We start from the raw sequence: 21,915 nt of genomic DNA on the forward strand, positions 1-21,915 counted from the left end.
AAATATACTGATCTATCCCCAAATACTCCAAGCTAGAGCAATAAGGCCCACAATCAAACAATAGATGGCAAAATAGATAAGTTTGCTCTGGCGCACTAGTTTAATCATCCATGTACAGGCTGCCAGCCCAGCAATAAAGGCAGCTACAAATCCTGCCCCCATGGCCACGGCCTGGTCACCTTGAAATGAGATCTCACCACCCATTAGGTCTTTGGCCACTTTCCCCAAAATAAGAGGCACTACCATTAAAAATGAAAAACGTGCTGATTTGGATTTGTCCACCCCTAAAAGTACGGCTGTTGAAATAGTGGCCCCACTACGCGAAATACCAGGAAGTATAGCTACAGCCTGTGCCATACCGATTACAAAAGAACTTCGAAACGAAACCGCTTTTTCTGTAGTTTTGGCAAAATCCGCCAAGTACAGTAAAAAAGCTGTAATTATGAGCATAATACCGACAATGATAATGGCGCCATCAAAAAAGACTTCAATAAAATCATTTAAAAATAAACCAATCAATGCGGCGGGAATCATGGAGATGATAATCTTCAAAGAAAATTTGGTCTCTTCATTCCATTTAAACTGAAATAGGCCCTTTAGAATATCAAAAACATCTTTTCTAAATACCACCAAAGTACTTAAAGCCGTAGCAAAATGTAAAACGACCGTGAACAAAAGACTTTCTTCTGGAACGGCTTGTGCTCCCAATATGGCTTTCCCCAATTCTAAGTGACCACTGGAGGAAACAGGTAAGAATTCGGTCAATCCTTGAATAATACCTAGGATTATAGCATCAATTAACTCCAATTTACTCCTTGTTTTTCTTGTTAGGGTTCAATAAAATGGCATATACTTGAATGCCAAGACCAATTAGAATCAATGTAGGGGCAAGACGAATTCTTCTAAAATTATAAATCTCGGGATTGAATACCTCTGGATCGTCGCTTCCACCTCCGCTCATTAAAATATAACCAAGTACTATAAAGGCGATACCAATAAATAAAAAGAGGTAATTTTTCTTTTGGAAAACAAACGCTTTGGTAGGCTTTTGCTCATTTTTGTTTTTCTTGCTCATATCGCAAAGTTAATAATAAAGATCATCCGTTCTCAGGTTTAAAAAGCGTTGGGTGGCAAAATGGGTGCTTGCCCATGATATAATCACACCCAGACCAAATACGCCAGCGAATAAAAAAATGAGTACAACATAGTCTTGGAGCAAGCTCAGTTCTGGGAAATTTTTGTCAATATAGTAGACCAGTACGGCTAATCCCATTAAGGCAACAACGGCTCCGACCATGCCTAATTTAATGTTGGTCCATATAAATGGTCTTCGAATAAATGTTTTGGTGGCGCCAACCATTTGCATGGTTTTAATTATAAATCTTTTGGAATATATGGACAACCGTATGGAGCTATTGATCAGTAAAACAGCGATTATTGTAAAAACGGCACTTGTGATCAATATCCATAAACTAATTTTTCTTGCATTGTTGTTGAGCAGGGAAATCAAAGGTTTGTCATAGCTTACTTCATCCACATATGCTTTGGCTGCCAATTCTTCAGCAATCTCATCAATTTGTTGAGACGATACAAAATCAGCTTTCAAATTAACATCAATGGAATTTTTTAGTGGATTATATCCCAAAAACTCTTCAAAATTTTCACCAATATCCTCGCTATACTGTTCCGCGGCATCTTCTTTTGAAATGTATACGGCAGATTTGGTGTGCTCTGCAAGGGCAAGGCTTTTTTGGAGTTGGTCTATCTCAATGGGTTTGGCATTGTCCTTTAAAAACACCGATATGGTAATTTGCTCCTTAAAGTGGTCTGCCAGTTTTTTGGTGTTTAGCACCAAAAGACCCAGAACACCTAAAAGAAATAGGACCAAGGCAATGCTCAAAGCCACGGAAAAGTAAGAGGAAATCAGTTTTCGTCGCTGATATCGTTCAATATATTGGCTCATATAATAGAATCAGTACGTAAAAATAGAAAAGTAAATTGTATTTAGGGGATTAAACCTATTTTTGCACACGAAATTGAACAAGATTAACAATGAATTACGATTTCCGCGAGATTGAGGCCAAATGGCAGAAGTATTGGGCAAAAAATGAAACTTTTAAAGCAGCCAACGATTCCGATAAACCCAAATTCTATGCATTGTCCATGTTTCCCTACCCATCGGGAGCTGGCTTGCACGTGGGTCATCCACTCGGTTACATTGCCACGGACATCTATTCGCGTTACAAAAGGCACAAGGGTTTTAATGTTTTGCACCCCATGGGATACGATTCTTTTGGATTGCCAGCAGAGCAGTATGCCATACAAACGGGACAGCACCCGGCTATAACCACGGAAAACAATATCAACCGGTATCGGGAGCAATTAGATCAACTTGGTTTTTCTTTTGATTGGAGTCGTGAAGTGCGTACTTCCAACCCACAATATTATAAATGGACGCAATGGATCTTTATCCAATTGTTCAATGCGTGGTACAATAAAAAAACGGACAAGGCAGAAAGTATTTCCACCTTGGTTTCCATTTTTGAAAAAGAAGGAAATAAAAGTGTCGAGGCTGCCTGTGATGATGATACGCCAATTTTTGGTGCAGACAATTGGAACGGGTATTCAGAAAAGGAAAAACAAAAAACACTTTTAAAATATCGATTGACCTATTTGGCGGATACTGAAGTAAACTGGTGCCCAGCTTTGGGAACCGTTTTGGCAAATGATGAAATCGCAAATGGTGTTTCCGAAAGAGGTGGCCATCCGGTTGTGCGTAAAAAAATGACGCAATGGAGCATGCGGATTACCGCCTACGCACAGCGTCTATTGGACGGTTTAGATAAAATTGATTGGCCACAACCGCTCAAGGATTCTCAAACTAACTGGATTGGACGTTCCGTTGGAGCTGAAGTTACGTTTAATGTCATTTCGAGCGATAGCGAGAAATCTCTAGATACCATCGAGGTTTTCACCACCCGACCTGATACCATATTTGGAGTAAGTTTTATGACCCTGGCACCCGAGCACGAGTTGGTGTCCAAAATTACAACCCCAGAACAAAAAGCTGAGGTGGAGGCTTATGTGGATGCCACGGCAAAACGTTCCGAACGAGATCGTATGGCCGATGTAAAAACCATTTCGGGAGTGTTTACTGGAGCTTATGCAGAACATCCGTTTACTAAAGAACCTATTCCTATTTGGATTGGGGACTACGTGTTGGCCAGTTATGGAACAGGGGCAGTAATGGCCGTGCCTTGCGGTGACCAGCGTGATTACGATTTTGCAAAACATTATAATATAGGTATACCCAATATTTTTGAAGGGGTTGATATTTCCGAGGAGGCATTTGCCGACAAGGAAGGTACAGTAATTGCCAATTCTGATTTTCTAAACGGCCTTCCTTATAAAGAGGCTATGAAAAAAGCCATTTCCGAACTGGAAAACATTGGACATGGCCAAGGTAAAGTAAACTACCGTTTGCGTGATGCCGTATTTAGTCGTCAGCGGTATTGGGGCGAACCGTTTCCAGTATATTATGCGGACGGCATGCCGCAGATGATCGACGTGGAACATTTGCCCTTGCAATTGCCCGAAGTGGAAAAATACCTCCCCACCGAAACAGGTGAGCCGCCATTGGGCAACGCAACAGTTTGGGCTTGGGACCGCCTAAAGGCGGAAGTAGTTAGCAATGAGCTTATCGATAATAAAAATGTATTTCCATTGGAGTTGAACACCATGCCAGGTTGGGCAGGAAGTTCCCAATACTTTAATAGGTATATGGACCCGCGCAATGATGAAGCGATATTCTCTCCGGAAGCCATCAACTATTGGCAAGATGTGGATTTATATATAGGAGGAAGCGAGCACGCGACTGGTCACTTGTTGTATTCTCGTTTTTGGCAGAAGTTTATGTTTGACATGGAGTATGTGCCCAAAGATGAATTTGCTCAAAAGTTGATCAATCAAGGGATGATTACCGGGACGAGTGCTTTTGTGTATAGAGATTTGGATTCTAGTATGGTCTATTCTAAAGGTTTAATTGAAGGTAAAAATGTAGTTCCTATCCATGCTGATGTTTCTATGGTGAATGCGTCGGATGAATTGGACGTGAAGGCCTTCAAAGAATGGCAACCTGAATATAAGGATGCAGAATTTATTCTTGAAGACGGAAAGTACATTGTTGGTCGAGAAGTAGAAAAAATGTCCAAATCCAAATATAATGTCGTCAATCCTGATGCCATTTGTGAGGAGTACGGTGCGGATTCGCTTCGTTTGTATGAAATGTTCCTAGGGCCGTTGGAGCAATCCAAACCTTGGAACACCGCAGGGATCACTGGAGTACATTCCTTCCTTAAAAAATTGTGGAAGCTTTACACCAACATAGAAGACAAAGACCCTACGGCTGAAAATTTAAAGACCTTGCACAAGACCATTAAAAAGGTGGAAGAAGATATCGAGAATTTCTCGTTCAATACTTCCGTTTCTACTTTTATGATTTGTGTAAACGAACTCACATCTCAAAAATGTACCAGTAAAGCTGTTTTGGAACTCCTCGCTGTTTTGGTTTCACCTTATGCGCCTCATATAGCCGAAGAGCTTTGGGAACGTTTGGGGAATAATGGTTCCATTGCCGAAGCTCCTTTTCCAAAATTTGACTCAACATATTTGGTAGAGAGCAGCAAAGAATATCCAATATCCTTTAACGGTAAAATGCGATTTAAACTGGAATTGCCATTGGATATGGGCAAGGACGAAATTGAAGCTACTGTGTTGGCCCATGAGAAAACCCAAGCCCAATTGGCTGGCAGAACTCCCAAAAAGGTAATTGTGGTACCCGGAAAAATCGTGAATATCGTCGGATAGTTCTCAAAATCTGTTTTTTCTCCTCATTCCGAATTTATTCCGGAATTTCATCAGGTAAACAAGTAGGTAAATGAGAACCTGACACAAGTTTAGTTTGAAGAAAGTTCTGTTTTGTGATAAAAACAGAATAATTAATAAGGATTTTATAGTAATACCCCTAAAAAGCATGCCAATCGGCATGCTTTTTAGTTTTTGAAAGATTATACCCCTTTAAAAATAGTGTATAAAATTAAAATAATATTAAAAAAATACATTGACCCCCTCAAAAAATAGGGGTAAAACGTTAAAAAAGATATATTTTGACACCTCACCCCTATTTTTTATCGAATTTTTATGTTTTAATTTAAATTTTTTGTTCAACTTTGACCCCAGAAACATAAAAACGTTAAAATGACTGTTGGAATACCAAAAGAAATTAAGAACAACGAAAGCAGGGTAGGCATGACGCCTGCCGGGGTTTTTGAATTGGTAAAAAACAACCACACCGTATATGTACAATCCGGCGCTGGTGATAGAAGTGGTTTTTTTAATCAGGACTACCAACAGGCAGGTGCTACTATTTTGGATACCATTGGACAGGTGTATGCCATGAGCGATATGATCGTGAAAGTGAAAGAACCGATTGCAGAAGAATACAACTTAATTCAAGAAGGTCAAATAGTGTTCACCTATTTTCATTTTGCTTCCAGTGAAGCCTTGACCAAAGCAATGATCAAAAGCAAAGCAATCTGTATAGCTTATGAAACGGTTGAGGATGAGGATGGAACCTTGCCTTTGCTAACCCCAATGTCCGAAGTTGCCGGGAGAATGGCAATTCAACAAGGGGCTAAATATTTGGAGAAACCTGTAAAGGGTAAAGGAGTGCTTTTAGGCGGCGTTCCCGGAGTATCCCCAGGCAGGGTCTTGGTGCTCGGAGCTGGTACTGTTGGTATACAGGCTGCAAAAATGGCAGCTGGATTAGGAGCCCATGTTACCATATTGGACGTAAACATGAAAAGACTCAGATATGTGAACGATATTATGCCCAGTCATGTGGTGACTGGTTTTTCCAACGAGTTCAATATTAGAAAACATATTCAATCACATGATTTAATTATCGGTGGTGTTCTTTTGAAAGGAGCAAAAGCACCAAACTTGATTTCAAGGGACATGCTCAAGGAGATGCACCCGGGAACCGTTATTGTAGATGTAGCGGTAGATCAAGGTGGATGCGTTGAAACCACTAAGCCTACAACCCATGAAGACCCTATATACATCATAGATGATGTTGTCCATTACTGTGTAGCCAATATGCCAGGGGCAGTGCCTTACACTTCTACAGTTGCCTTGACGAATGTAACACTGCCCTATGTGCTAAAATTGGCGAATCTTGGATGGAGTAGCGCTTGTAAACTGGATAAATCTTTGGAAAAAGGTTTGAATGTGGTTGAAGGAGAGATAGTCTATAAAGAAATAGCCGAGACTTTTCACTTGGAGCCTGTGATGGCCTAATAAACTAACATTTTGACAGTAAAATAACCCTGCCAGTATTTGGCGGGGTTTTTGCTTTAATGTGGTATATTTATGATAATATAAAAGAGAAAAGGCTATGATGACGTATTATTTATTGATTGGAGGAATTGCATTGGTCAGCTGGCTAGTTAGCAACCGATTGAAGAGTAAATTCAAAAAATATTCTAAAGTTCATTTGCGTAATGGCATGAGTGGGGCAGAGATTGCTCAGAAAATGCTCGATGATCATGGAATTAGAGATGTAAAGGTAATTTCCACTCCTGGAATGTTGACTGACCATTACAATCCTAAAAATAAAACCGTAAACCTTAGTGAAGGCGTGTACAACCAACGTAATGCTTCCGCCGCCGCAGTAGCTGCCCATGAGTGTGGACACGCTGTGCAGCATGCTCAGGCTTATGAATGGTTGACCATGCGTTCCAAGTTGGTACCTGTAGTAAGTGTTACCTCTGGTATGTCCACATGGGTGGTGTTTGGAGGTATTATGTTAATGGCTGCTACAGGAGTTGCAGGCGGTATTGGATTTTATGTTGCGGTAGCCGGTTTGATCATGATGGGCTTCGCAACCTTGTTCAGCTTTATAACCCTTCCCGTGGAATACGACGCAAGTAAAAGGGCATTGGTTTGGTTAAAGCAAAAAAACATGGTTTCCCAAGAAGAATATTCAGGAGCCGAAGATGCACTAAAATGGGCTGCACGAACATACTTGGTGGCTGCATTGGGAGCCTTGGCATCCTTGCTTTATTGGGCTGTTCAAGTTTTTGGTGGAAGAGATTAAACATAATTTTGAAACATATGAAAAGGGGCCTTTTGGCCCCTTTTTTAATTGTATGTGTTGAAGTCGTCATTCTGAATTCATTTCAGAATCTCATCAAACTGATAAAAAAATCACTATGAGAACCTGAAACAAGTTCAGGTTGATAAAAATCTACCTCTTTTTGATTGCAGTTATTGGATTTATTTAATCAATCCATTTGGCAACTTGGTTGTCTATCATTTGAAGACCAACACCTTCGGTCCCCGTTACCTCTATCATATCCAAAATATCCCGGACAGTGTTCTCCTCTTCAACCTGTTCCATTACAAACCAATCCAAGAAACGTTCAGTTACAATGTCTCCTCCTTTTCTAGCCTCATTAACAATGTTGTGAATAGACTTTGTCACTTTTACCTCATGCTCCAAGGTAGATTCAAATACATCGACAATGGAAGAATAGTCGTGATTGATATTGGTAACTTCAGGAGAAATTGGATTTCCACCAGTATCTACCAAAAAATTAAAAATCTTCATCATGTGTTCGCGTTCTTCCTCTGCTTGTTTAAAGAAGAACTTGGCGCTGGTAAAAAAGCCGTTTTGCTCGCACCAAGAAGCCATGGCCAAATAGGTGGCAGAAGCATGGGCTTCTATTTTTATTTGTCCGTTGAGCAAATCCATAGATTCTACTTTAATGCTCATACTTTGTCTTGCAATATCTTTCATAGTATTAACTTCTAGCGTAATTGTTCCATAAAGTTACAGATTTTTATCTGGTTTGATAGGAGGTATACTTTATTTAGAAAGTAACTAAGATTGAATAAAAATAGCCGACCTATTGGATTACTGCTTCAGTTTTTGCAGAAAGACCCATGGAAATAAAACTCTGATCTATTAGATTTTTAAGATCCAGTATCTCCAGGGTGTTCAAAATAAATAGATGTTTTTTGTTGCAGAGCAACAGAACTTCAAACCCGTGTGCGTTCAAATCGCCATGAAAATGATCTTCGATGGCAATATTCATTACTTTATGTCGCAGAGAAAGCAATTGGCACAAAGACATGTCTACTGTTTTTTGACCGAAATCAATATAAAAACAGCGCTTGTTTGCGGATTGGTATAAGGTGTAATATGAAGACTGAAATATTACATTCATGGGGTCAAATGTAATACTTATTTAGATTCAATACAAATATCAGATTTGTATTTGACGATCAATTTGTTGATTTAATGAAATAAAAGTTTCTGTTCTGGACACCCCTTCTATTTGCTGAATTTTTTTATTCAATACTTGCATTAAATGTTCATTGTCCCTACAAAGTACTTTTATAAGGATAGACCAATTTCCAGTGGTGTAATGGCATTCCAATACCTCTGGTATTTCTTTTAATTGATTAACCGCTCTTGGGTTGGTCATGGCCTTATCCAAAAAAATACCGATGTATGCCATTGTTGAATAGCCCAAAACCTTTGGATTGATTATGAATTTAGACCCGGCCAAAAGACCCGAACTCTCCAACTTGCGCAGTCTTTGGTGTATAGCAGCTCCAGAAATCCCAATGTTTCTAGCAATTTCGAGGATTGGTTTACGCGCATCTTCCATAAGATGCCTTAGGATTTTTTTATCAATCCCATCGATTTTGACCGAACTGTTATTGTTTTTCACAACAATGATTTTAATTTGAAGCTAAAGGTATCGAAAATCCATTAAAAAATTAACTGGCAACTGAATCGGGATTATATCCTAAATAGGGTACTTGGTATTCTTTGAACTCGATACCATTTGTATGCAGTTCGGATAAAATGGGTTTGTACACTTCCTTGTTTATAGGAATTTGAACACCTGGAGTTTTAATTTCACCGTTCAATATTTTCAATGTTGCGATGGCTACGGGAAGACCTACAGTTTTGGACATAGCCGTGTATGTTCGGTTTTCTCCGATAACCACCATATTGGCATCTATCTGCTTCTTTTCCCCATTTAATTCGTAACCAAACTTGTGGTACATCACTATCATGTCTTTTTCATTTTCTTTAAGTGTCCAGTTATCTTCTAAAATATATTGTAGCATTTGTGCAGGGGTTGCATTTTTTAAAGGAATTTTCTTCGAGTCATCAAAAAGATTTAGCTCCAATAATTTACCCCACATAATATCGTCTTGATCAATTTTGAGGTAATATCTCATTTTTAGTTCAACGGAATCGGTGGGAGAATAGGGGAGGAAAAGATTTGCAAATTCTCGATATGTCATACCTTCAGAATTTTCAATGGTATAACTGTCATCTGTCATGCCAAGAATAACAAACATTTGCCAAGCTTTGGAAAAACCGACCCTACGCATGGTTCCTCGAAATAATGTCAATGCATCTTGAAGACCATAGGCTTCACGATATTTTAAAGAATCACGGTTGGCATAAGCTTCAAAAGTACCGTAACCTTCAATATCCATGAATTCTGTTCTTCTGAACAATTTTTGATATGGAATGTACTTATAGGTTCCTTCTTGTATAAACTTTGCAGCACCTCCTTGACCTGCCAAAACTACATTTCTTGGGTTCCATGTAAATTTATAATGCCACAGATTGGTATCACTTTCAGGCGCCACCAACCCACCGGTAAAGGACTCGAACAACAACATTTTGCCGCCTTTATCCCTAATTCTGTCAATAACCTCCATAGCGCTCATGTGGTCGATTCCAGGGTCAAGTCCAATTTCATTCATAAAAACAAGCCCTTTCTTTTTTACCTCTTCGTCCAAGGCCTTTAGTTCTTTACTTACATATGAAGCAGTAATAAAATGCTTTTCAAACTCTATGCAATCATGTGCAACATTTATGTGTAAACGAGCTGGTAACATGGAAACTACAATTGATGCTTCCGAAACAGCCTTTTTTCTATCGGCTTCATTAAAAATATCCAAGTGAAAAACAGTGCAATTGGGATGCTGGGAAAATTCATCCGGAATATGCTCTGGATGTAGGTCACCAATGCTGAGATGAATATGTTCTTCTTTTGCTTTTTTAAGAAAATAACTTAGAAGGTATGAGGTTGATTTACCTGCTCCAACAACTAAAATAGTACGGACCATGTGTTTTGTTTACTTTTGATTAAACGGACACTAAGGTATTAAAATGTTATATTTTTAATAAAATAGCAACAAAAAGTTATGAACAGAACAATTTTAGGGATCGGAACAACAATGGGAATGTTAGCGATCATGCTCGGTGCTTTTGGAGCCCATGGATTGGAGAAATTAGTAGATGTAGAAGCAGTTGATACTTTTGAAACAGGAGTTAAATATCAAATGTATCATGCGCTTTTTCTTCTGTTTTTGGGAATATGGTCTGGGATATCCGAAAAAACAAAGAAAACAATTTTTATTCTGGTGCTTTTAGGAGTGCTTTTATTCTCTTTTTCCATATACCTGTTAGCATTGAACAGCTTAACAACCTTTGATTTTAGAATATTTGGAATTTTAACACCAATCGGAGGTATTTTGATGATTTTAGGTTGGTTTTATTTGGGATATAACATTTTAACCAGAAAAGCGAGTAATTAAGCAGAATTAAAAAGAGCAAAGAGCTAATAATTTTTAATTTTGTACCAACATTTAAAACTACACTAATGAAGGATTCTGCTTCAGGAACGAAATCGATTTCGTTAAAACCTTACGGGATAACACATAACAAAGTTAATTATCAACTAACACCGGACGAACTTCATGATATCACCATTGAGTTGGGAATGGGGAAGAAGGCATCTTCAGGTGCTTTAGCTGTAAATACAGGTGAATTCACCGGACGGTCACCGATGGATCGTTTTATCGTTAAGGATGATATCACAACAGATAAAGTATGGTGGGGGGACATAAATATTCCTTTCGAAAGCGAGAAGTTTGATAAGCTCTACGATAAAGTCATCGATTATCTTAATAAAAAAGAACTGTTTGTTAGAGATTGTTATGCCTGTGCCGATCCAGCGTATAAAATGAATATTCGGGTAATCAACGAATATCCTTGGTCCAATATGTTTGCCTATAATATGTTTTTGCGTCCCACGGATGAAGAACTTAAGGATTTTGATGCTGAATGGACGGTTGTCAATGCACCTGGTTTTATGGCAGATTCAAAAATTGATGGTACGCGCCAGCACAATTTTGCAATTCTCAACTTTAGTAGAAAGATTGCACTAATCGGAGGAACAGGATATACAGGAGAAATCAAGAAAGGAATATTTTCAGCATTGAACTTTATTCTTCCTGTAAATAAGAACACTTTGCCAATGCACTGTTCTGCCAACGTTGGAGAATCTGGGGATACTGCTATTTTCTTTGGTCTCTCTGGAACAGGAAAGACCACATTGTCTACAGATCCTGATAGAAAACTTATTGGTGATGATGAACATGGCTGGACACCGGAAAACACCGTGTTTAATTTTGAGGGAGGTTGCTATGCCAAGGTAATTGATCTATCCCAAGAAAAAGAACCAGAGATATATGGCGCCATCAAAAAAGGCGCTATTTTGGAAAATGTGATTATGGATGAAAACGGAGTAGTCGATTTTGCGGACACTTCAATTACCCAGAACACGAGGGTAAGCTATCCCATTTATCACATAGAAAATATACAACGGCCATCGATAGGAAAAAATGTTAAGAATATCTTTTTTCTCACTGCTGATGCTTTTGGAGTGCTGCCTCCAATTTCGAAACTGACACCAGCTCAGGCCGCCTATCATTTTATCTCTGGTTATACCGCTAAAGTTGCGGGTACAGAGGCTGGTGTAGTAGAACCGCAACCATCATTTTCGGCATGCTTTGGAGCACCCTTTATGCCGCTTCACCCTGCGAAATATGCAGAAATGTTGAGCAACAAAATGAAAGAGTCCGGAGTGGATGTCTGGTTGGTGAATACAGGCTGGACAGGAGGACCTTACGGAGTTGGTACCCGAATGAAGCTTAAATATACACGCGCCATGATCAGTGCTGCCTTGAACGGAGAGCTTGGCCTGTACAATTATGAAAAATATCATATCCATTCCGTGTTTGGAGTTGCTCAGCCAAGGGAGTGTCCTGGTGTACCCACAGAAGTGTTAAGCCCGCGAACTACTTGGAACAATGATGAAGCATATTACAAAACAGCATTTAAGTTAACGAATGCCTTTAGAGAGAACTTTAAAAAGTTTGAATCGTATGCGAGTGAAGAAATCCGCAGAGGAGGACCACAAAGGTATACTTTCTAAAAACAAGAAACGCCCTTGGAAATAACCAAGGGCGTTTCTTGTTTTTTAACTAGATCGTTTTTTATTTATGATTAACGCTAGTGATATATTTCTGTAATGCCATGGTCATAGAAGGGGTTTCAGGCGTTGGTGCCTGAATATCTATCCTAAGGCCAGCATGGGTTGCAGCATTGACCGTACTATTGCCAAAAACAGCAATTCTGGTATTGTTTTGTTCAAAATCCGGAAAATTTTTCATTAAGGATTCAATACCGGACGGGCTAAAGAAAACCAAGATGTCATAATATACATCCCTTAGATTGGATAAGTCACTTATTACGGTTTTATAAAAGATACCACGAACCCAATTCACACCTATCTCATCCAATTGTTCTGGAACTGCTGGTTTTAAAGAATCGGAGGATGGTAACAAGAACTTTTCATCCTTATATTTTTTAATCAAGGGAATCAATTCGTTAAAAGTTCTTTTACCTACATAAATTTTTCTCTTTCGGTACACGACATATTTTTGTAGATAGTAGGCTACTGCCTCGGACTGACAAAAATATTTCATGGAATCAGGAACTTTAAAGCGCATTTCCTCAGCAATCCTGAAAAAGTGATCAACGGAATTTCTGCTAGTCAAAATAATTGCAGTGAAGTTGTTCAAGTCGATTTTTTGCTGCCTAACGTTTTTGGCTTCCACACCTTCAACATGAATGAAAGGAACAAAATCTACTTTAACTTTTTCTTTTTCAATTAATCTTGAGTAAGGTGAGTTTTCGACTTTTGGTTCTGGTTGGGAAACCAAAATTGTTTTTACTTTCATAAGTTTTCAACCTTTTAGATAGCTCCCAATTAACACCAAGGGTGCAATTTCGAGTGTGCAAAGGTACAAAATAAAATACATAAAATACGGGAACAGTGCTTTTTGATAGTTCTTCAATAGCTTGACAATTCCAATGGCATTTATAAGAAAAACTAGTATTAAAACTATATATATCGTTGTTTTCGAGTTGGTTGTAATGTATATTAATAATACGTTGCAAATACAGATCAAAATGCTGCTGTAGTTGAGATATGACATTTTACTAAAAATGACACTGCCAACAACCCCCAAGTTGTTAAAGACATATCCCGTAAACATCTGAAGCACGAATTTTATGAGTTCGAACAATGCCAATAAACCCAATAGAATGAAATAAGTGGTGAGAGCATCCACTTGTGGTAATAGTTCAAATACCTTTAGAATCAGGAACAGGAACAGGGAAAGATTGATCAATTGAAATAAGGTCAATAAAAGATGGAACCAATGCGAAAATTGCCCCTTCTTATTATGTAACAGGATGTACTTATCATTAAAAGGTAGAATAATAAAATTTAAAAATTTCTTATGGTATAAATATTTGCCCAATGCCAAAACAACCAAACTCAGGAATAATGCAATTGTAATCCAGTCCAGGGAAATGATTGTTTTTTCGATGGGGTTCATTATTCTATTTTAATGGGTTGGCCGTTAAGTCCGGGTGGCAAGTCGTTTTCTGAAATACCTATTCTAAAATACGATGGTTTTTCCATTTTGGACAATGGTAGCTCAAAATTATAGTACATTGTATCCTTGGATTTTAACAATGTACTTTGGGGTAAGGTGCTCTTGACCTTTAAGGAAAGCATTTGTTTGACCTGTTTGTGCTTATTGGAGTAAGAGACTGTATATTTCAGCTGTTCCAGTGGAACATCAAACGGATATGGGTTATATACTTTTAAGGAATATCCTAGTCCCTCATCTTGTTTTTCCACAATACATTTTAATTTTCTGTACGATTGAAAGTTATCTATGTAATTTCCAAAGAATACAGTGCTGTCCAAGTTTATATAGCTAATAACCCCGCTTTTTTTGTATTTGGAAACATATAAAACTTTTTCTCCCCTAACTCTTTCTTCTGAATCATCTATCGAATACTGGTTCTTCCGGTACATATAATTGTTCAATGATATGGCAGGGACACCAGCGTAGAACTCATACATGGGAGCACGTCGGTATGAGTTTTCGAAAATAACCGGCACATTACCGGATTTTGATTTAAGGTCACTTGCCCATTCTTTGTTGCCATGCGTTTCATACTTCATTGGAAACAAAGGATAATATATCAACCAAGCTCTTGCATACATTAGAAGCACAAGGCTTACTATACCGATTCGGTACATCCATTTTCTGCTTTTAGCATTTTGTAAAAGATGTTCAAATGCAATGATGACCAAGGGTATCGATATTACAATGGCCCATTGTGCTTGCACCCTACGGTTAAAACTGGAGATAAAAAAGAAGATCAACACCCCATAAACCAGATACACCAATGCCTTGGAGAACTTATCTTGAGGCTTAAACTTAAAAAAAGCTCTATAGATCCAGAAAAACAAAAGACCTATAATTGCAATAAGGTTCAAGAAATACCCCAAGGTAAACTGATCAAAAGAATAAGCTTGGTTTGGCCGCTCGTATAAATGGAAGGTTATCGAAACAAAGTCGTTTTGATAAAGCCATATAAAATGCGGGATATAACAAACGAGAGCTAATATCACTGCCAACCATGCTTTTTTGTTGAAAATAAGCTTGTAGTTGGAAAGGAACACAAATAGAATCACCAACACTGCGTGGTACTTGCTGTACATTAAAGCAGCCATTACCACCCCTAGTAATAGTGTAATCCATATACTTGGGTCGACAAGAAAACGTTTGTACAGCCATAGGAACAATGCCGTAAAAAACAGCAGAGAAGTATCGGGTAGTGTTAAAAATCCATAGGCGTTCAGCAAGGTAAAAGAGAAAACCAATAAGAAAAAATGGACAACATACTCCCTTTTCTTTGGATTATCGATCAACGACCAGAGTAACATATAGGTGCCTGCGGAAAGCACAGCACTCATAAACCTGACTCCAAGCTCTCCATCGAAAAAGAAGCTACTTATCTTAATTAACAGCGCTACCATCGATGGATGGTCAAAATAACCCCATGCCATATTCTGAGCATAGTACCAATAGTAGGCTTCATCAAAAATGAGCTCAGTAACCGATGCTTGGAATAGATTGAGCGCAAAAAGTATCGCTAAGAGTATAAAAAAAAGCTTGGGAAACTTTTGAGACATCAAAATGAGATTTTTAAAAGGGCAAAGTTACAAATAATGCACAAGTACCAATTCGTCCTGTTTAGAGCAACTTGTGTAGGCAAGATAGAAAACCGTATTTTTGACATTCTAATTTAGTGCGAATGGCAGACGGCTTGGTCATTATACCCACATTCAATGAAATCGAAAATATCGAGGCCATAGTTAGAACGGTTTTTGATCTTAAGAAGGATTTTCATGTTCTGGTAGTAGATGATAACTCTCCCGATGGTACAGCGGATTGTGTAAGGAATCTACAAAACGAGTTTCCCGAAAGACTTTTTTTAGAAGTCCGAAAAGAAAAATCCGGATTGGGGACAGCATATATACACGGTTTTAAGTGGGCCTTGAAAAACGGATATGAGTATATTTTTGAGATGGACGCGGATTTTTCGCACCGTCCAGCCGATCTTTCACGTTTGCACAGGGCATGCCTTAATGGAGCCGATCTTGCTGTTGGCTCCAGATATAAAAAAGGGGTAAATGTGGTAAACTGGCCATTGGCCAGAATTCTACTTTCTTATGGCGCATCATTCTATGTAAAACTTATTACAGGGATGAGAGTGCATGACCCCACAGCGGGATTTGTCTGTTATAAAAGAAAAGTATTGGAAACCATCAATTTGGACAATGTTCGGTTTATCGGATATGCTTTTCAAATTGAAATGAAATATAGGGCCTATCTTAAAAAATTTAAGATTGAAGAGGTGTCAATTATTTTTACGGATAGGGTAAATGGAAAATCAAAAATGAACTCAGCCATAATTAGGGAGGCCATTTTTGGGGTGATTGCCATGAAGTTTAGAAGCATATTTTTTAAAAAGACCTTTTAGTTATGTCAAAAACACTGTTGAAGAATGCTAGGATTGTAAATGAGAACAGCATTATTGAATCCGATATACTTTTGGAAGGTGATTTTATTTACCGTATCGATACCGATATATCCGATGCCAACGCCAAGACCATAGATTTGAACGGGGATCTTTTGTTGCCGGGCATTATAGATGACCAAGTGCATTTTAGGGAACCAGGACTTACGCACAAAGGTACTGTTGCTACCGAAAGTAGAGCGGCCATAGCAGGAGGTATCACCACTTTTATGGAGCAGCCAAATACAAATCCACAGACCACAACCATTAAGAAATTGGAAGACAAATTTGCCATGGCGGCAGAGGATTCTTATGCGAATTACTCTTTTCTTTTTGGTGGCACCAATGATAATTTGGAAGAATTAAAACGTTTGGACAAAAATGCATGTTCTGGAGTAAAATTGTTCTTAGGCTCTTCTACAGGAAATATGTTGGTGGACAACGAGAAAGTATTGGAACAGATTTTTAGCAATACAGAGATGGTGATTTCTGCACATTGTGAAGATGAAGGGACTATTAGGGCCAATATGGAAAAGTACAAGGAGATGTATGGAGACGATATCCCCATAGCAATGCATCCCATAATCCGTAGCGCGGAAGCCTGCTATCTTTCTTCTTCAAAAGCTATTGCCCTTGCCAAAAAAACAGGGGCTCGTTTGCATGTATTCCATGTTTCCACAGGTATTGAAACCGATTTGTTCACGAATGAAATTCCTTTGGAGGAAAAAATGATTACGGCGGAGGTATGTATCCATCACCTTTGGTTTTCTGATGAAGATTATGATAAAAAAGGCACACTAATTAAATGGAACCCAGCCGTTAAGACTAAAAATGACAGGAAAAAACTATGGGAAGCCCTTTTAGATGACCGTATTGATGTTGTGGCTACCGACCATGCCCCACATACAATCGAAGAAAAGAACAACGTATACACTAAAGCGCCTTCTGGAGGACCTTTGGTGCAACATGCATTATTAGCGATGCTCCAAAAAGAACAAGAAGGGATGATTACCTTGGAAAAGATGGTCGAGAAAATGTGTCACAATCCGGCAAAACTTTTTGATATAGATAGGCGTGGATTTATTCGTGAAGGCCATTATGCCGATTTGGTCCAGGTGAATCGAAACTCTAAAGAAGAGGTTAAAAAAGCCAATATTCTCTATAAATGTGGTTGGTCTCCATTTGAAGGTGTTACTTTTGATTCTCAAGTAAAACGCACCTTTGTAAATGGCCACCTAGCTTATGAAAATGGTGAATTCAGTGCGGTTAAAAATGCAAAAAGACTCACCTTCAACCGTTAGAAGATGAAATATACAACCCTTTTTTTTCTGGTTATTTTGATGTTTTTTTCCTGTGCTGAAAAAGTAGTGGAAGAACCGGAAAACTTGATTCCAAAGGAAAAAATGACCGAAATTCTGCATGATTTAGCTATTTTGAATGCTGTAAAATCATCTGCAAACAGAAAGTTTGAAGATTCTGGTGTAGATCTTATGGAATTTTTGTTCAAAAAGTATAATATAGATAGCACTCAGTTTTCGCAAAGTGACCTTTATTATGCATCAATGCCATTGGAATATCAATCGATTTATGAAGGGGTGGAAGCCAAAATAAAACAAAAAAAGGACACTTTGGAAGCCATGGAAAAGCGGAGGAACGACAGTGTACGTGAAGCGAATTTAAAACGAAGTGATTCTTTAAAGGCAATTCAAGAGACGAAAAAGAAAGAAACTAATCCTTCTCCATAAATTTATTACAGCAGAATGCTATAGATTTTTCGAGGTCATCAAAAGTAAAATCCAGTTCAGATTTTATTTTTTGACTACTATAGTTTTCTTGACGATATAATCCTCTTGCCATAACTTTGGATAACTTTCTTCTCTTACCAAAAATATAACTTCGCACCCAATCCCATCGCCAAAAGCATTCCAACATAAATTTTGAAACTTTTTTTGTTGGCGGCTCTACACCCAATTTTGGTGCTATTATCTGTAACAATTGCTTGTAGGTCATATTTTGATTGACCAGAATAAAACGTTCTGTATGGATGTCGGATTTCATTAATGCGGTCATGGCATTTATAACATCGGTTATGGTTACAAATCCAGTGCCTCCGGGAATAAAATATTTTTTTTCTTTGGAAGCATAAGTAAAAAAGGTTCCACTGCCCGATTTCCAGAATCCTGGTCCAATAATAACTCCCGGATTTATTATCACTATGGAAAGCCCTTCTTGTGAGCCGCGCCACACCTCCAGTTCAGCTTCATATTTGGTAATCCCGTAGACAGAAGCCTTGGCTTCGTTCCATTCATTTTCTTCCGTTATCTCTTGTTGCTTTATGTTCGGTGCAATTGCTGCGATGGAACTTACATAACACAGTTTCTGAATGCCGAATTTTAAACAGAGGTTCACAACATTGGCAGTACCCTCGACATTGGTACGCTCCAAAATTTTATAATCTTTCGGATCAAAAGAAATCAAGGCGGCACAATGGTATACTTGTTCAATTCCCGTAAAGAGTGATTCCAAATCACCGGGTTCCGTAATGTCGGCATATACCCAATCAATTTGCTTGATCAAATGGGATGCATTGTCCGAGTAATATCCAAAAACTTTTTGGACTTTTTCTATAGATTCCTTTGTTCTAAAATTGCTCCTGACCTTGCTCCCATTGCTTAATAAATGGAAAAGTAAGTGGGAACCGATCAGTCCAGTACCTCCCGTAACCAAAATCATACTGTAAAAATACCTATTTGTACCGGAAATATTCAGCGAAATGCCAACTTCATTTTATATTTGCAGCTATTGCTAAAAACTGATCATGACGAAGAATTTTGTTCAAGAATTACAATGGAGGGGAATGGTACATGATGTAATGCCAGGAGCCGAAGAACATTTGATGGAAGAAATGCGTTCCGCGTATGTTGGGATTGACCCAACGGCCGATTCCTTGCACATTGGCCATTTGGTTGGTGTAATGATGCTCAAGCATTTTCAATTGGCGGGTCATAAACCCTATGCCCTTGTTGGTGGTGCAACGGGAATGATCGGTGATCCATCCGGTAAATCAGCGGAACGAAACCTTTTGGATGAAAAAACGTTGCGTCATAACCAAGAAGCATTAAAAGAACAGTTGAGCCGTTTTTTGGATTTTGAGAGTGGTGAAGCTAATGCGGCAGTTTTGGTGAACAATTACGATTGGATGAAGAACTTTTCGTTCTTGGAGTTTATACGTGATGTTGGCAAACACATTACCGTTAACTATATGATGGCAAAGGATTCTGTGAAAAAGCGTCTTTCTTCCGATGCAAAAGAAGGGATGTCCTTTACGGAATTCACCTATCAGTTGGTTCAAGGATATGATTTTTTATACCTCTATCAAAACCATAATTGTAGCCTACAGATGGGAGGTAGTGACCAGTGGGGAAATATTACTACAGGTACGGAGCTGATTAGAAGAATTGGCGGAGGAAAGGGCTATGCCTTAACGTGTCCCTTAATTACAAAAGCGGATGGGACTAAATTCGGAAAAACCGAAGGCGGTAATGTTTGGTTGGATACTGAACGGACCTCTCCTTATAAATTTTATCAGTATTGGTTGAACACATCCGATGAAGATGCCGAGAAATACATTAAGATTTTCACCTTTTTGAACAAAGAGGAAGTTGAAAATTTGGTATCGGAACATAAAGAAGCACCTCATGCAAGGGCACTTCAAAAAAAATTGGCCGAGGAGGTTACCATTATGGTGCATTCCCAAGAAGATTTGGATAACGCCATAAAGGCAAGTAATATTCTGTTTGGAAAATCAACTTCCGAAGACCTCAAACAATTGAATGAAAAAACATTTTTGGATGTTTTTGATGGTGTTCCCCAAGCAACAATAAATAGAGAGGAATTAGAGTCAGGCTTGGATATGATCGGGGCATTGGCGGCAAAGTCCAGATTTTTGGGTTCCAATGGTGAGGCGAGAAGGGAACTAAAGCAAAATTCCATTTCTGTGAACAAGGAGAAAGTAAAGGAAGACTACCTGATAACTACTTCAGATTTGATCAACGAAAAATTTGTGTTGCTCCAACGCGGTAAGAAAAACTATTTCGTTCTCGTGGTAGCATAGTTTACAAAACCATCAAATTACATCCTCTGATGTCGGAATCATCAAAGCGGCCCAAGACTTCAAAAGTTCCATTTGGATAGGTTTTGCCCAAATCTTGCGTCGCGATAAAGGAACAGGAATAGATGTTGGCTAGGTCAATAACGTTGATCCCCCCCGTTTTTTTATCGGCTTGAATGGAAAGCGGGTCTTCAGTATCCCGAGTGATTATTTTCATCCAAGGAGGTGTTTTAAAAATCCCATCGCCCAAAGAATAAGCCTGGGATAGAAGTTCTGTCATTCCATATTCAGAATGAATTTTAGGTACGCCCAACCCCTTTTTCAAGATTTGGTGTAATTCCTCACGAATAAGTTCTTTGCGACGCCCCTTCATACCTCCTGTTTCCATAACAATGGTATTTTTTAGTTCCATTGGGAATTGTTCTGCCAAATCCAATAAGGCAAAGGAAACTCCAATTAAAAGTGTCTTGGTTCCTGCTTTATCGAGTTTTTTTAATTTTTGATGAAGTTCTCCAAGATTGTTGAGGTAAAACCCACTGTCCGGATGTCTGGATTCTTGAATGAGTTTATCTACCATGTAAATCAAAGAAGAGCCTTCTCTTTCCAAGTATGAAGGTAAAAGCGCCAAGATGCAAAATTCTCTTGGGGAGCCGTAAAAAGCCTTGAAAGCTTTCAAAAAACTTTCCTCATATAATTGGAGGTAAGGAACATAATGTTTACTAGTTGTGCTCTGTGTGGTGCCACTACTTGTGAATATGGTTTCAGGTATTTTCTGGTAGGAAAGTACCTTATGTGTTTTAAAGAATGAAATAGGCAAAAAAGGAATGTCCCAATATTTGGAAATATTTTCGGGAGTTTTTTTTAGGTAATCACAAAAAGTCCTGTAAACGGGATTGCCCTCATACTGAAAACGAAAAACATCCAAAGCTAAATCATCAAATTCTTTGGCATTGTTTAGATTGAAAATCCGATGGGTGTCAAACTGTTTCATTCGTGGGTAAAAGTACCCAAAAATAAAAAAGCCCTTCGAGAAAAGGGCTTTAAAAATATGCTGTTATTTTACGACCAGTTTTCGGGTCATTGTTTTTTTCTGTTCTGATACTTGGAGTACATAAACACCAGGGACTAATCTGGATATGTCCAAAGTATTTGTAGTGATTCTATTGGTCAGTACAACTTCTCCAAAAACATCATATACCTTTATTTGTTTGGTTCCGTTTGTCTCGGTCGTAATATATACCTCACTGCCATAAGCAGGATTGGGATACATTTTAAAGCCTTTGAGCTGTTGTAATGGCTCATTGTTTACAGTAACCAGATCTTGACCAAAAGAAAGTAAAGGTAAAGCCATAAGTAAAACAAAGTAAAATTTCTTCATAAATGCAGATTTGGGGTATACGTGCAATATAAAAGTAGG

22 protein-coding genes are annotated in these 21,915 nt (G+C 38.5%); 9 read left to right on the forward strand and 13 right to left on the reverse strand.

Features of this window, described 5'->3' with window-relative positions:
- Positions 1-12 precede the first annotated feature (12 nt).
- The 3 genes from MWU56_RS12540 to MWU56_RS12550 are packed head-to-tail and all read right to left on the reverse strand — an operon-like array spanning position 13 to position 1,963.
- The gene (locus tag MWU56_RS12540; RefSeq protein WP_247044865.1) at positions 13-807 is read right to left on the reverse strand and encodes an undecaprenyl-diphosphate phosphatase; all 795 of its coding nucleotides are present in this window, start codon (positions 805-807) and stop codon (positions 13-15) included.
- Position 808: 1 nt separating this feature from the next.
- Complete coding sequence (locus tag MWU56_RS12545) at positions 809-1,075, reverse strand: DUF3098 domain-containing protein (RefSeq protein ID WP_247044867.1); 267 nt, start codon at positions 1,073-1,075, stop codon at positions 809-811.
- A 9-nt stretch (positions 1,076-1,084) separates the two neighbouring features.
- Positions 1,085-1,963: a cell division protein FtsX gene (locus MWU56_RS12550; protein WP_247044869.1), complete on the reverse strand. Its 879-nt coding sequence runs from the start codon at positions 1,961-1,963 to the stop codon at positions 1,085-1,087.
- A gap of 89 nt (positions 1,964-2,052) precedes the next feature.
- On the opposite strand from MWU56_RS12550, the gene leuS reads away from it, so the two are divergent.
- The 3 genes from leuS to MWU56_RS12565 all read left to right on the forward strand — a co-directional run bounded on the left by leuS (position 2,053) and on the right by MWU56_RS12565 (position 7,156).
- Entirely contained in the window at positions 2,053-4,866 is a 2,814-nt protein-coding gene (leuS, locus tag MWU56_RS12555; RefSeq protein WP_247044871.1) for a leucine--tRNA ligase, read from the forward strand.
- 390 nt (positions 4,867-5,256) lie between these two features.
- Positions 5,257-6,357, forward strand: coding sequence for an alanine dehydrogenase (ald, locus tag MWU56_RS12560; protein WP_247044873.1), 1,101 nt, complete (start codon positions 5,257-5,259; stop codon positions 6,355-6,357).
- 97 nt (positions 6,358-6,454) lie between these two features.
- Positions 6,455-7,156, forward strand: a complete 702-nt coding sequence (locus tag MWU56_RS12565) for a zinc metallopeptidase (protein WP_247044874.1) — start codon at positions 6,455-6,457, stop codon at positions 7,154-7,156.
- Between the two features lie 183 nt (positions 7,157-7,339).
- Here MWU56_RS12565 and MWU56_RS12570 read toward each other — a convergent pair whose 3' ends face one another.
- The 4 genes from MWU56_RS12570 to MWU56_RS12585 all read right to left on the reverse strand — a co-directional run bounded on the left by MWU56_RS12570 (position 7,340) and on the right by MWU56_RS12585 (position 10,221).
- Positions 7,340-7,858, reverse strand: a complete 519-nt coding sequence (locus MWU56_RS12570) for a ferritin (RefSeq protein ID WP_247044876.1) — start codon at positions 7,856-7,858, stop codon at positions 7,340-7,342.
- A gap of 109 nt (positions 7,859-7,967) precedes the next feature.
- Entirely contained in the window at positions 7,968-8,156 is a 189-nt protein-coding gene (locus MWU56_RS12575; protein ID WP_247044878.1) for a hypothetical protein, read from the reverse strand.
- A 171-nt stretch (positions 8,157-8,327) separates the two neighbouring features.
- On the reverse strand, positions 8,328-8,798 hold the full coding sequence (locus MWU56_RS12580; protein ID WP_247044881.1) for an Lrp/AsnC ligand binding domain-containing protein: 471 nt from the start codon (positions 8,796-8,798) through the stop codon (positions 8,328-8,330).
- Positions 8,799-8,847: 49 nt separating this feature from the next.
- Positions 8,848-10,221, reverse strand: a complete 1,374-nt coding sequence (locus MWU56_RS12585) for a saccharopine dehydrogenase family protein (RefSeq protein ID WP_247044882.1) — start codon at positions 10,219-10,221, stop codon at positions 8,848-8,850.
- A 78-nt stretch (positions 10,222-10,299) separates the two neighbouring features.
- Here MWU56_RS12585 and MWU56_RS12590 point away from each other — a divergent pair, with 78 nt between their 5' ends.
- Both MWU56_RS12590 and pckA read left to right on the forward strand, forming a co-directional pair.
- Positions 10,300-10,692, forward strand: a complete 393-nt coding sequence (locus tag MWU56_RS12590; protein WP_247044883.1) for a DUF423 domain-containing protein — start codon at positions 10,300-10,302, stop codon at positions 10,690-10,692.
- 65 nt (positions 10,693-10,757) lie between these two features.
- Positions 10,758-12,374 (forward strand): phosphoenolpyruvate carboxykinase (ATP), encoded by a 1,617-nt coding sequence (pckA, locus tag MWU56_RS12595; protein ID WP_247044884.1) that lies wholly within the window; start codon positions 10,758-10,760, stop codon positions 12,372-12,374.
- A gap of 61 nt (positions 12,375-12,435) precedes the next feature.
- Here the strand turns inward: pckA and MWU56_RS12600 are convergent, their stop codons facing one another.
- The 3 genes from MWU56_RS12600 to MWU56_RS12610 are packed head-to-tail and all read right to left on the reverse strand — an operon-like array spanning position 12,436 to position 15,500.
- Positions 12,436-13,182, reverse strand: a complete 747-nt coding sequence (locus MWU56_RS12600) for a uroporphyrinogen-III synthase (RefSeq protein WP_247044885.1) — start codon at positions 13,180-13,182, stop codon at positions 12,436-12,438.
- A 6-nt stretch (positions 13,183-13,188) separates the two neighbouring features.
- Positions 13,189-13,845, reverse strand: coding sequence for a DUF4271 domain-containing protein (locus tag MWU56_RS12605; RefSeq protein WP_247044886.1), 657 nt, complete (start codon positions 13,843-13,845; stop codon positions 13,189-13,191).
- Positions 13,845-15,500, reverse strand: coding sequence for a glycosyltransferase family 39 protein (locus tag MWU56_RS12610; protein ID WP_247044887.1), 1,656 nt, complete (start codon positions 15,498-15,500; stop codon positions 13,845-13,847). The genes MWU56_RS12605 and MWU56_RS12610 overlap by 1 nt, the downstream gene beginning before the upstream one ends.
- Positions 15,501-15,622: 122 nt before the next feature.
- On the opposite strand from MWU56_RS12610, the gene MWU56_RS12615 reads away from it, so the two are divergent.
- The 3 genes from MWU56_RS12615 to MWU56_RS12625 are packed head-to-tail and all read left to right on the forward strand — an operon-like array spanning position 15,623 to position 18,132.
- The gene (locus MWU56_RS12615; RefSeq protein WP_247044889.1) at positions 15,623-16,351 is read left to right on the forward strand and encodes a polyprenol monophosphomannose synthase; all 729 of its coding nucleotides are present in this window, start codon (positions 15,623-15,625) and stop codon (positions 16,349-16,351) included.
- Positions 16,352-16,353: 2 nt separating this feature from the next.
- Complete coding sequence (locus MWU56_RS12620; RefSeq protein WP_247044891.1) at positions 16,354-17,688, forward strand: dihydroorotase; 1,335 nt, start codon at positions 16,354-16,356, stop codon at positions 17,686-17,688.
- A 3-nt stretch (positions 17,689-17,691) separates the two neighbouring features.
- On the forward strand, positions 17,692-18,132 hold the full coding sequence (locus MWU56_RS12625; protein ID WP_247044893.1) for a DUF4296 domain-containing protein: 441 nt from the start codon (positions 17,692-17,694) through the stop codon (positions 18,130-18,132).
- Here MWU56_RS12625 and MWU56_RS12630 read toward each other — a convergent pair.
- Positions 18,116-19,120 (reverse strand): NAD-dependent epimerase/dehydratase family protein, encoded by a 1,005-nt coding sequence (locus tag MWU56_RS12630; protein WP_247044894.1) that lies wholly within the window; start codon positions 19,118-19,120, stop codon positions 18,116-18,118. The two genes, MWU56_RS12625 and MWU56_RS12630, sit on opposite strands and share 17 nt — an antisense overlap.
- Before the next feature lie 85 nt (positions 19,121-19,205).
- Between MWU56_RS12630 and tyrS the strand changes: the two genes are divergently transcribed.
- Positions 19,206-20,501 (forward strand): tyrosine--tRNA ligase, encoded by a 1,296-nt coding sequence (gene tyrS, locus MWU56_RS12635; protein WP_247044895.1) that lies wholly within the window; start codon positions 19,206-19,208, stop codon positions 20,499-20,501.
- A 1-nt stretch (position 20,502) separates the two neighbouring features.
- Here tyrS and MWU56_RS12640 read toward each other — a convergent pair whose 3' ends face one another.
- Both MWU56_RS12640 and MWU56_RS12645 read right to left on the reverse strand, forming a co-directional pair.
- On the reverse strand, positions 20,503-21,489 hold the full coding sequence (locus MWU56_RS12640; RefSeq protein WP_247044896.1) for an acyl transferase: 987 nt from the start codon (positions 21,487-21,489) through the stop codon (positions 20,503-20,505).
- 63 nt (positions 21,490-21,552) lie between these two features.
- Positions 21,553-21,876 (reverse strand): T9SS type A sorting domain-containing protein, encoded by a 324-nt coding sequence (locus MWU56_RS12645; protein WP_247044897.1) that lies wholly within the window; start codon positions 21,874-21,876, stop codon positions 21,553-21,555.
- Between the last annotated feature and the right edge of the window lie 39 nt (positions 21,877-21,915).

It is taken from the genome of Allomuricauda sp. F6463D (genome assembly GCF_023015965.1).
Taxonomy (GTDB): Bacteria; Bacteroidota; Bacteroidia; order Flavobacteriales; family Flavobacteriaceae; genus Flagellimonas.